Here is an 11,290-nt window from a genome sequence, read left to right as displayed (position 1 = left end):
AAAATCCCAACCGTCGCAGTGGCTATTGCTTATTCTGCTTCGGGACGGGCTCTATTTAACGCATGCCCGGAATGTCTGGTCAGGAAACACACGTTGCCGCCCACGCACCGCCATTCAAAAGATGGGCGGGGCCGACGCTTACGCCCCTCACCTTCGGCCTGTTTCTGGCCTTGCTGTTGCTCGCCATGTTTCCGCAGGTCTGGTCCGGGAGTGAATCGTTTTTCTTCCGTGATTTCGGCATCTTCGGTTACCCGCTGGCCCACTATCATCGCGAGGCTTTCTGGCGCGGAGAGGTTCCCCTGTGGAATCCGCTGAACAATTGCGGCCTGCCGTTCCTGGCGCAATGGAACACGCTCACACTGTATCCCTTGTCACTGATTTATCTGCTATTTCCCCTGCCGTGGTCGCTGAATGTTTTTTGCTTGTTGCACCTGGTCTTGGCGGGCACCGGCATGTTTGTGCTGGTCAGCCGGTGGACGGCTGGAAACCGGCTGGCGGCGGCGTTGGCCGGAACGGTGTTCGCGTTGAACGGGCTCGCGCTGAATTGCCTGATGTGGCCCAACAATGTGGCGGCCTTGGGATGGATGCCGTGGGTGATTTTATCCACCCAATCCGCCTGGCGGTTCGGTGGGCGCAAAATCGCCATTGCGGCACTGGTAGGCGCGATTTCCATGCTGGCGGGCGCTCCGGAAATCATCGTGTTCACCTGGATGATTGCCGGTTTACTACTGACGTTGGACCTCTGGAGAACGCGGAAACAACTCCGGGTGATGAGCCGTTTGCTGGCGCGATTCGCCACCGCGTTTGCGTTCGTGTTACTGCTCGCCGCCGCGCAATTGCTGCCATTCGCGGATTTGGCGCTGCACTCCAATCGCGGCCAGAATTTTGAAAACAACACCTGGCCGATGCCATCGTGGGGATGGTTGAATCTGCTGACCCCGTTATTTGGCTGTTACCGCTCGCCGCTGGGCGTCTTTTTCCAGCCCAACCAGGATTGGGCCTCCTCGTATTATGTCGGCGCGCTTTGCCTGGTATTGGCGCTGGGTGCCTGGTATTGGCGAAGGGAACGGCGCGTCATGCTGTTCGTGTTGTTGTCTTTGTTCGGGTTGGTCATGGCGCTGGGATATCACGGTGGGCTCTACAAATTGCTGGCAGATACCCTGCCCTTGCTGAAATTCATGCGGTTCCCCATCAAGTTTGTGGTGCTGCCCGTCTTCTGCCTGCCGGTGCTCGCGGGATTGGCCGTCGCCGCCCTGGCTCGTCCTTCGCGCATGGCAACCGCTCCAAAATTAGTATGGACCGGAATGATCCTCGCCGGGCTCTTGATTGGGATCACCACCATGCTGGGCTTGCGTTTTGAATACGCATCCGCCGCCGCGTTGTTTTATAATGGTGGCTGCCGGATCATGCTGGGAGCAGGGTTGACCGTATTATTGCTGGCCAACATTCGCACGTCCAGTTCACCCTCGCAGTGGATGCAGTACGGTTTCATCGCCTTGCTGGCGCTGGATTTATTGACCCATGTGCCGCCACAAAACCCCACGGTGCCCGTGGCGGCCTGCCAACCGAATCAAATAGCCGTAGATTCCCAATCGGGGTTTGGTCGCGCCCTGATGACCAAGCCGACCCATGACCGGCTGTACGGTTCCATGTTGACGAATGCGGTGGCGGATTACACCGGCCGCCGACTTGGTTTATTTGGCAATTGCAACTTGTTGGACGGCACCCCGACACCAGATGGATTTTATTCCCTTTACCTGCCCGGCCCTCGCAGCCTGTGGGAACTCACCTTTTTTGCCCCAAGCAACCGTATTCCCGAACGACTGGCGGATTTCATGGGCATTCAACAAGTTTCCAGCACGCGCCAATTCCTGGCCTGGGAACCGCGCACCAACGCCCTGCCGCTGATCACCGGCGGCCAGGCCCCTTGGTTTGTTCCCAAATGGGAAGCTGACTGGACGGACCTGCCCATGGACCCGCGAGCGGGGGTATTGCTAAGTCAGCGCTATGCGAACACGTTGCGCGCCACGAATCGCGTCACCATCGCAATCCGCAAGGTCTCGATCCAGGCCCACGCGATTCGGTTTGAAACGGACGCGCCGCAAGCCGGACTGGTGGTCCTGGCGCAGAGTTACTATCACCCTTGGCGTGCATTCGTGGACCAACAGGAGACCCCCATCCTGAAAGCCAACCTGGCCTTTCAAGCTCTCGAAGTGCCCGCCGGCAAACATGCCATCGAATTGGTTTACCGGGATTGGTGGTTCAGGATTGGTGCGTTGCTATCCGGCGTCACCCTGGTTGGGTTGCTGGGCTGGTTGCTTCGCTCATCCCGTCCTTCTCCCCCACGGGGGAGAAGGTGCCCGCAGGGCGGTTGAGGGGGAAGGGTTGGTTCGGGGAAGTCCTACTTCAATTGGTTTAACAAAGCACGCGCCTGGGCTTTGACTTTGGGATCAGTCGCGACCTGGATGGCCTTTTGCAGAACCGCTTTCACCAATTCTTTGTCGGGTTCGGTGGCGGATTTGGCAGCCGTGACGCAGGCGAGCACCGCCTCGGCCTGCACCGCTGGATCGTCCAACAGGGGTTGAATCAGTTTGAGGGCGCCGGGCACGCCGGATTCGCCGAGCCCTGACAACGCCTGCCGTCTTTCCTCCAGGCGGTTGGCGAGCTGGAACGCGGCTTCGTAATTCTGCAGCGTTTGGGCCGGATCGCGCTGCCCGGGAATGGCCAGCAACCGCAGGTAACCACGGAGCAACAAAACCTGGTGCGCGGTTTTTTGAGCCGATTGCGCGTGGCTCAACACCACCTTGAGCGCGGCCACTTCGGGCCAATTCGCCAGCGAACGGATTGCGGCATCCCGGATCGCCTCCTCGGGATCAGCCGTGGCGGCAACCACCGTCGCCAACGCCTTCGGCCCGGCCGTCTCCGCCAGCACGCGCAACAAGGCCGCCCGGCCCGGAACCGAGGTCGTTGCCGCATACACCGCCAGCACCGGTTCGGATTGTTTGCCGGCCCCCACAATTTTTTGCGCCAATTGGATAACGGCGGTTTCCGTGTCGGCGTTGGGATTGGCGACCAGCCGTTGAAGCAAGGCAGCCATGTGATCCGGCGTGCCCAGACGACCAATGGCTTTCAGGGCTGCGCCGGCCACCTTGGCATCCGGATCAGCGGCCAACTGGACAAACAGGGGAACAAACGCAGTGGCCTGGCGCGCCACCAATACTTCAATGAGATCAGGTCTAGCCGCCACCGGCGCGTCCGGGAGGGCCGCTGCAATCCGCTCATTCACACTCGCAGCGGTCAACTGGCGCAAGCTGTCAATGGCCGCCACCACGTTTTCCACCGGTTGCCCGCGGTTGACAGCGGCGATCAGCATCGGAATGGAAGTGATGCTGTCATATCGCCCCAGTGCCCGCAGCGCGGCATTCGCCACCGCCGGCCGCTCGCTATAGGACAGGAGCTGGATCTCCGGTAACGCTGCGAGTTCCTTCCGTGCCGCAAAGGCATCCACCAATTGCGCCTGGGCAATTGGCTCCGCTTTATCCAACTCAAAAATAAATGACTGAGCGTCATCCTGGTTTTTCAAGCGGGGAATCTGCGCAATCGCGGTGGAGCGCATCAGGGGATCGCTGCCATGCAACGCCTCCGCCACCAGATCACGGGCGCTGGCGTCACCCAATTGCACCAGGCCCAGCAAAATGGCGCGTTCAATGCGCGGGGAACCAGGCGCTTGCTGAAGTCGCTTGAATACCGCCGTCGCCTCGGATTTTTTATCCTCCTGCATCAGGCGCTGCGCAATTTGCACGGCGGCAAACCGGGCTGGCATGGCGTTGGGATTATCGTTGGCGGCGATGATCGGTTCCAACACGGCAAACGCCTGCCGGGTGCCGATGCGTCCAAGCGCCGCGATGATTGCCGGGGCCGCCTCGGAATCCGCTCGCGCCAGATGGCTGGCCAGGGCCGGCACGGATTTCGCATCCCGCCGGTCACCCAACGCGTTGATGACATCCAGCAGCGCCGAGCCCTGCGCTTTCTCCAGCGCCGTCCGCAAGACCGCATTCGCGGCATCGCCGGGATAATTTCGCAACGCATAACAGGCCATGGCGCAGGTGTTCGAGCCAGCCAGCAGTTTCTCCAACGCCTTCAGCGAGCCATCCGTGCCCATGACCCACAATTGACGGCAAACCAGGCGTTTGGCTTCGTCCGAGGCATTCGAGTCCAGGAACCGCACCATGCGCTGCTCCAATTCCTTGCGCACCACATCGCCCGGCTGGCTGCTTTGGATCAACTGCTCAAGAACCCCAAACGGTTCGCGGCTGGCACCCGGCGCATACGCCCTGGCTGCCTGGAAGATCGAATCCAGACCCGCCGGTGACACCCGGGGCGGCGTGGCGGCAAACAACGGGCCGGCAACCGCCAGCCATAACGTGAAAATTTTAAGTTTCATAAGGATGTGACTCAGTGAATCAAATTGGGTTGTTTTACAGGCGCCAGGGTGCGCGCGGCGCGCGTGCCAGCATCCGGTTGGCATCGTGGTCATTGGTGAACAGCTCTTTTTCCGGGTCCCATTTCAGTTTGCGCCCCAAGCGCAGGCAGATATTCGCAAGCTGGCACACGCTGATCGCGCGATGCGCGGCCTCCGGGTGGACGGAGGTCAGCGTGCGATTCTTGATGGCGCGGACAAAATCTCCGATATGGTCGCCGGTATCCGCCCAGCTCTTCGAATTGATCACCCGCGTGCTCAGGATGGATTTCGGTTCCGCCGTGATCAGGTTCGTCTGGTCATCCACTTGTATCCAACCTTCGCTGCCGATGAAACGGATGTAACGATCCGCAAACTTGCCCCGCTGGGCGATCACCCCGGTGACCCCGTTGGCATAGCGGCAGCGCACTTCGCCTCGGATCGGGGTTTCGCTGTAGGCTTCGCGGGGATCGGGAAACTCCGCCTTGCCCTCGTACTCCACCGGCCCGGTATGATCCATGTTAAGCGTCATCTGCATCAAGTCAGTGTAGTGGCAGCCCATGTCCGTGATCACCCCTTCCGCCGTATCCCAGAAATATTGCCAGGTATTCACATGCCCCCAATTGAACGGGCGATAAGGAGTCTGGCCCAGCCACATATCATAATTGAACCCGGCCGGCACGGGCGTGGGCGGCGCGTACTTCACCACCGGCCCTTCCCACACCTGGTTGATCACCGTGTGTACTTTGCCAATCATCCCCTTGCGCACCACCTCGGCCATGAACTTGTAACTATCCGTATTGCGCCGCTGATGCCCGCCCTGGTACACGATGCCCAGGCGCTTGGTGATGTCACACAGCGCGCGCCCCTCGGCGATGGTCAACGAGACGGGCTTCTCACTATACACATCCTTGCCGGCTTTGGCGGCCAGGATGGAGCCCATGCCATGCCAGCGGTTGCCGGTGGCGATGAACACCGCGTCAACATCCTTGCGGGCGAGCAAATCGCGAAAGTCATCCTGGGTTTCACAATCCGTATTTTTATAAAAGCCATCCACCATCTCCTTCGCCGATTTCAGGCGGTCGGCGCGGCAATCGCAGACCACATGCATCAGGATTTCCGGGTTGGACATGAAGTGGGGCAGGATGGCGCGGGCGCGGTTGCCGACCCCAAAATTCCCCATCACAATCCGGTTACTGGGGGCAACGGTGCCATCGCGTCCCAGCACCGAAGCGGGAACAATCAGCGGGGCGGCCGAGACCGTCCCAACCGCGGCCAGAAACTGACGGCGCGACCAAGCATTCGTGGCGGTATTCATCATGGGATGATTCATAAACGAGATGGCACCGCAAGGCAAGCGTTTGTCAGGGGAAGATTTTGTGCCCGCTAATCAGGCCAAGCCACGCGAATAAGGATGGCAAAGCGCGAATGCAAGTTTACCGGTGATCGCACACCACGGTGTTCTGGATGCCAGCGTGCAGTTTCTCCAGAAACCGTTCACCATGCAAAGTCTGGCGGTACAAGTCCGAGAAGTGTTGGAAGGTTGGTGACGACTTTTGCAGGCAACAATTCAACCGTCGCAGTATCCCAGCATTGACCCGGCGTGGCGGTTTACCTTACTCTCGCCCCATGGTCAAGCAAGCGAAGTCAAAGAACTCCACGGAAACTGCCCCGGAAACCACGGCGGCGAACAAGCCTGCCGGTCGGCCTTCCGCGCTCGTGGATACCCGCGTCGTCTATTGCGGCGATAACCTGGAACAGTTGCGCAAGCTGCCCGATCATTGCGTGGACCTCATCTACATTGACCCGCCGTTCAACTCCAACCGCAACTACGAAGTCTTTTGGGGCGAGACCAAGGAGAAGCGCGCCTTCGAGGACCGCCACGCCAGCACCCAAGCCTATATTGATTACATGCGCCCCCGGTGCTTTGAACTCGCCCGCGTCCTCAAAAAGACCGGCTCCTTCTATTACCATTGCGACTGGCACGCCTCCCATTACGTCAAGGTCATGCTCGACCAGCTTTTCGGGGAGAATAATTTCCAGAATGAAATCGTGTGGAAACGAGCAAATGCGCACAATGACCCTTTAAAGTATGGAAACATCCATGATACTATTTTTTTCTATACAGGGCAGGCGAAAGGCTACACATGGAACGTGCAATACACTCCTTATTCACAAGACTACATTGATGCAGAATGGAACGCGCTGCCGTCAGGCCGGTATTACAAAGCTGAAAACATGCTCGACCCACAAAATAAGATGGAGGAGTACGACTTCATGGGAACTCGGGCGCGCTGGCGTACAAATTACGACGGCATGATGGAACACTGGAATGCGCCGCAAACTGAAGTTCCCAATAGCCATGGCAGGATCAAACTCGGAAAAGACGGCAAGCCGACAAAACGATGCAGGATATTCTTCCTCGATGACATGCCTGGTGTTCCTTTACAGAGTTGGTGGGATGACATTAATTCGTTACGAGGAGGTTCCCTTGAGCGCCTTGGCTATCCCACTCAGAAACCCCTGGCTCTCCTTGAGCGCATCATCAAAGCCAGCAGCAACGAAAACGACATTGTGCTGGATGCCTTCTGCGGCTGCGGCACGGCGCTGGTGGCCGCGCAGAAGCTCAAGCGGCAATGGATCGGCATTGATATTTCCCCCACGGCCTGCCGCGTGATGGCCAAACGCTTGCGGGATGTCTGCGGGTTTCCCGAAAGCGAACCGCTGTGGAAGTCCGGACGCGGGTTTGTGGTGCGCGATCTGCCATGGACGGAAGAAAAACTCCGCGCCATTCCGCCGTTCGAGTTCGAGAACTGGGCGGTCATCGCCCTGGGCGGCATCCCGAACAAAGTGCAGGTCGGCGATATGGGCATTGATGGCCGCATTTACCCCGTGGGCACAGAACCCAAAGCCTTTGGCGCGGGCGAACTGGCGCTGCAAGACCGTTGGTATCCCATTCAGGTGAAGCAAAAGGATAAGGCGGGCCGCCCGGACATTGATCAATTTGAAACCGCCATGCGCCGCTCCAACCGCGAAAAGGGATTCTTCATCTCCTTCGACTTCTCCGAGGACGCCCTGCGCGAGATTGACCGTTTCTTCAAAGAAGAACACCGCATCATCGTGGCCCTGACAGTAAAAGAAATCCTTAACGAACACATTGCACGGAAATTGGCATAATGGGAGCCGAAAGGGGAATTACTTTAGCAGTGGAACGAATAGGCCGCCATCCTCCGTTTCACCAGTTTTGGACTTAAAATTAGTGTGGATTGAAAGGATGGGGATAATTTCAGCCTGAGAGATGCTATTGAACCGAGCGGGTGTGGCGACGGTGGGCACATAATACTCAATTTCAAAGTCGATTATTTCAACCAAGGCGATTCCCTGCCGGGGATATTCATTCACGTTGTCTGCCAGCGCGTGTCCAGTTTGAATCGCTTGAACAACTTCTTCGGCGGAAATAATTTTATTGGTACGCACCGGAATGATTTCCGGCCATTTCATTTGAAAACGCAACCAGCGCCCGTTGATGCCCAACTCCAGGGAAATCTTGTCGTCATCAGAACTGCGCATGTGATAACCAGCCAGACAGCGTAACATCATGCATGAACGTCTGTTTTTATACTTGATCGCCCCACCCAACCTAGACGTCTGCCCTTCGGCTTTGAAAACGAGCATATTCCCATTTGTATTGCGGCTTATTCCATCAAGTTGAACTCCCAGTGCAGCCCCCCATTGGAGCAACTGCTTTTGGACCGTTTCAAAGGCAGGCACTGCGTCTGCGGGAGGCGTCTCCCTGGAATTGCTTTGTTCAAACTGACTATTAAGAATGATGCTTCCTTTCTGCGGATCAACAGCAAAGAAGTCCGACTGGATTCCACCACGCAATAGCATTTTGCTTACATAAGGGGAATCGTTGGTAACGGCAGCTTGGAGCGCCATGGTCCCACCAGGGAACCCGGATTCTTTTAGCAGCATTTGAATGGTGGCCAGTGGAAACTCACTGGGACGGTTTGAATATTTGAAAACGGCCATTTCTTTTGGCAACTTTCCCCAGCGATGGGCGGGAATAGTATTGATCACTTGAAAGTTTTTTGCAGTGAAAGGGCTAGCGCAGTCAGGCATTTCAAGCCGGTTGGTTTGCCCCCAACATAACAGCGCGGCAAACAAAAGCGAAAGAACAGGAATACACTTCAACATACAATTATTGCGGCGGAAAAACTTGAAGTTGGTCAATACTTTCATCAAACCAATCATAACTGATATTGCCGCCATAGCTCCAGATGGAATCATTCAAAGTATTCCAGCTTCCACCCATCGTGGTTGACCGGTATCCCACAGTCATGGTCCGTGTGTTCATTATGAATTTAAATCTCCAGGATTTTGACATTTCAATATCGACATATTGAGCGGCAGCATACCAGGCATTCGCGATGGTCATCGGGGTGCCGTTGTTGGTAAACCCATGCAAGTTACCAGCCAAACGGAAGCCAAATGACGGCGCTATAAAGACACCATCTTCGGAGCCGAGCAACAACCGCAGATTGTACGGCATGGGTAACAGAAACTTGGACCACATATCATTAAAATCCTGCACTCGGAGGCTATTGCAGCCATACAAGGCCATCCATTTTAATGTAGAACCAGGCGTGCCGCCGAAATTCATCTGCGGCAGGGGCAACCAATCTATGGCGGTTGGATCAATATCCGAATTGTATAATGGAAAATAGGAATGTGTACAGGTCAGCCAGGAATTATTGGCGGTCGCAGTCATGTGACCGGCGAGCAAGCCAAAATCCGCACGCGTGGCAAACCGGCCGGGATAACCTTCAAATGGGATTAAATGCTGTCTGCGTAAATTATTGTTCCCAAGATAAAAACTGGTGCGCCATCCCCCAAGCCCCATGTTGATCGAGAAACTGCGAGTTAACGCCGCAACGGTGCTTAACGGTCCATAAGCCGGACTCGTAGGCGAAATGACATTGCCAGACGGTCTCTGAACGGAAAATTTTGGATGATTCCCTTGGAATCCTATACCGACCGTGCCCGCATATCCCTTGAACAAATTGCCAGGAATCCGCACCGGAGTAATGGTGGTATAAACGGTATCAGCCCAATTATCCAAGGGAGGATCATCATTACTATTTGCTTGCGCCATGCGCGAAGCCCCCTGCAATTTTCGTCTTCCCGCCATGGGCGATATATTAACCTTGATCAACGGTTGTGTTCCGTAAACTTCCTCCCATGCAATGGTCTTCCAAAGTCCATTGATATTGGTGCGTAGAGGCGGCATTGGAGGGGCGGGTATGTAATAATCGGACAATCCGGCTTCCATCGCCATTTTTGCAGAGGTCGGATACCATGCATCCCCGAGTGCTTGCCGGGCAGCCATGCTTGGCATTGGAGGGCCGTTATTGATATTAGTGCCCCCAACAGCATTGTTGGTTGGATTCAGGCTGGGAATGGACAAAACTTCACGCACTGCGGTATTGGTGGCGCTGAATTCCATCGCCGCCGGAACTTGCTGATAAAATGAAGCGCGCAACTGAGCCCCATAAAGTGGCGTGGTGGTTTGTGAGAACATCATGTTATTCCCCTGTCCTCCGGTGAAGGAATAATTGGCTAGTGGTCCATACCGCGACGGACGTGCTTCGATATAATAATCATAATAACCGTATGGAATAGACTCGTCAGATTGGTTATTGCCGTTCCAAGCGGCATATAACGTCGAGGATTGCCCGGTAAATTGATGTACCGGTGTGTACTGATAATTCAACACAGTTAGCCTCCAGTAAGTATCTTCTGGAAATGCGGCCGTGATTTCCTGTGCCTGGCCGGTTAATGGATCGAAATACGGTACCGCCACAAAAAAGCGTGAAATATAGTTGGAGAACACACATACGGAGATCGGGGAAATACCGATGGAAAAATTGGCCGCATTGGTGGCCACTTCATCATCGCTCCCTGGGATTGTTTCGCCACCATCGGTTAAGGTGGCAACGGCATAAATTTCATGCGGTCCGTTAGGCCATTCAGTGGTGTTAATGGAGACCATAAAATTTGTACTGGGAATACTGTACAACCGCTGTCCGTCCACAAAAATATCGACTGATGATAATGTTTGATTGGTATCGGCAGGGGTCAGAGTAACGGAAATATCCAAATCACCCTGGACACTATTTGTCCCCGATGGCAAGGCGGCATTGGTTTGAGATAGTTGCAGCGCAATACTGGAGGCTGGCAACGTCGCCATTCCGGTCCTCGTCACCCGATAAAAACGATGATTCTGAAAGACCGGGTGAAAAATCCGTGGAATCCATGCTGTATCACCAACATCCATCCATTTGGTTTGACAGCCAAGCGAAGGCCAGTCTGTTTCTCGCACCACCCATATCAATCCATGCAGGTTGGTTTGGTCCAACATATCGGCGGATTCCACCTGATAAACCGCTCCGGTCTCTGCTTCCCATGATATAAGCGATGCACTATCTGTCATTTTGGAAAACTGCAATTGAATGGGCGGTGGATTGGTTGTTTGGCCAAAAATATTCGGCCCAGCCAAAACCGAGATAACAACTAGCAGGCCAAATACACGCTGCGAAATATTGTAATGCATACGTTTCATATTTCACTACTTTCTTTGTTCGTTTTGAATCTTTCATATCAGCTTCACGGGTTGTCCTTCTCCCGATCGCTGGGAAAAGCAATTCCCCGACGATAGCTTATTACAAAAAGAATATGGGAAAAGTGATGGCAACGTCAAATAAAACATTAAACAAACTTAGTGCTTATCCGCAAATAAAAGTTGCCTTTTTCGCCGTGCTCTGTCAATTT

The 11,290-nt window shown here is 55.3% G+C and carries 6 protein-coding genes; 2 read left to right on the top strand and 4 right to left on the bottom strand.

Annotation, left to right across the window (positions count from 1 at the left end; all coding sequences use genetic code 11):
- The first annotated feature begins 62 nt into the window (after positions 1 to 62).
- The gene (locus WCO56_26265) at positions 63 to 2,375 is read left to right on the top strand and encodes a YfhO family protein (GenBank protein MEI7733104.1); all 2,313 of its coding nucleotides are present in this window, start codon (positions 63 to 65) and stop codon (positions 2,373 to 2,375) included.
- Between the two features lie 26 nt (positions 2,376 to 2,401).
- Here the strand turns inward: WCO56_26265 and WCO56_26260 are convergent, their stop codons facing one another.
- Positions 2,402 to 4,444 carry a hypothetical protein gene (locus tag WCO56_26260; GenBank protein MEI7733103.1) on the bottom strand — a complete coding sequence of 681 codons (2,043 nt, stop codon included), beginning with the start codon at positions 4,442 to 4,444 and terminating at the stop codon, positions 2,402 to 2,404.
- A gap of 34 nt (positions 4,445 to 4,478) precedes the next feature.
- A complete protein-coding gene (locus WCO56_26255; GenBank protein MEI7733102.1) occupies positions 4,479 to 5,792 on the bottom strand; it encodes a Gfo/Idh/MocA family oxidoreductase in 1,314 nt (437 codons plus the stop codon).
- Between the two features lie 296 nt (positions 5,793 to 6,088).
- Between WCO56_26255 and WCO56_26250 the strand changes: the two genes are divergently transcribed.
- Entirely contained in the window at positions 6,089 to 7,636 is a 1,548-nt protein-coding gene (locus WCO56_26250) for a DNA methyltransferase (protein ID MEI7733101.1), read from the top strand.
- An 18-nt stretch (positions 7,637 to 7,654) separates the two neighbouring features.
- Here the strand turns inward: WCO56_26250 and WCO56_26245 are convergent, their stop codons facing one another.
- Both WCO56_26245 and WCO56_26240 read right to left on the bottom strand, forming a co-directional pair.
- Positions 7,655 to 8,713, bottom strand: coding sequence for a hypothetical protein (locus tag WCO56_26245; protein MEI7733100.1), 1,059 nt, complete (start codon positions 8,711 to 8,713; stop codon positions 7,655 to 7,657).
- Entirely contained in the window at positions 8,661 to 11,081 is a 2,421-nt protein-coding gene (locus WCO56_26240) for a hypothetical protein (protein MEI7733099.1), read from the bottom strand. The genes WCO56_26245 and WCO56_26240 overlap by 53 nt, the downstream gene beginning before the upstream one ends.
- Between the last annotated feature and the right edge of the window lie 209 nt (positions 11,082 to 11,290).

This window comes from Verrucomicrobiota bacterium (assembly GCA_037139415.1).
Classification (GTDB): Bacteria; Verrucomicrobiota; Verrucomicrobiia; order Limisphaerales; family Fontisphaeraceae; genus JBAXGN01.
This window is presented reverse-complemented; position numbering and strand designations above follow the sequence as displayed.

Excerpts from the sequence above, each read along its gene's own strand:
- WCO56_26265 (MEI7733104.1), top strand. The coding sequence starts at position 63 with ATGCCCGGAATGTCTGGTCAGGAAACACACGTTGCCGCCCACGCACCG.
- WCO56_26260 (MEI7733103.1), bottom strand. The coding sequence starts at position 4,444 with ATGAAACTTAAAATTTTCACGTTATGGCTGGCGGTTGCCGGCCCGTTG.
- WCO56_26255 (MEI7733102.1), bottom strand. The coding sequence starts at position 5,792 with ATGAATCATCCCATGATGAATACCGCCACGAATGCTTGGTCGCGCCGT.
- WCO56_26250 (MEI7733101.1), top strand. The coding sequence starts at position 6,089 with ATGGTCAAGCAAGCGAAGTCAAAGAACTCCACGGAAACTGCCCCGGAA.
- WCO56_26245 (MEI7733100.1), bottom strand. The coding sequence starts at position 8,713 with ATGATTGGTTTGATGAAAGTATTGACCAACTTCAAGTTTTTCCGCCGC.
- WCO56_26240 (MEI7733099.1), bottom strand. The coding sequence starts at position 11,081 with ATGAAACGTATGCATTACAATATTTCGCAGCGTGTATTTGGCCTGCTA.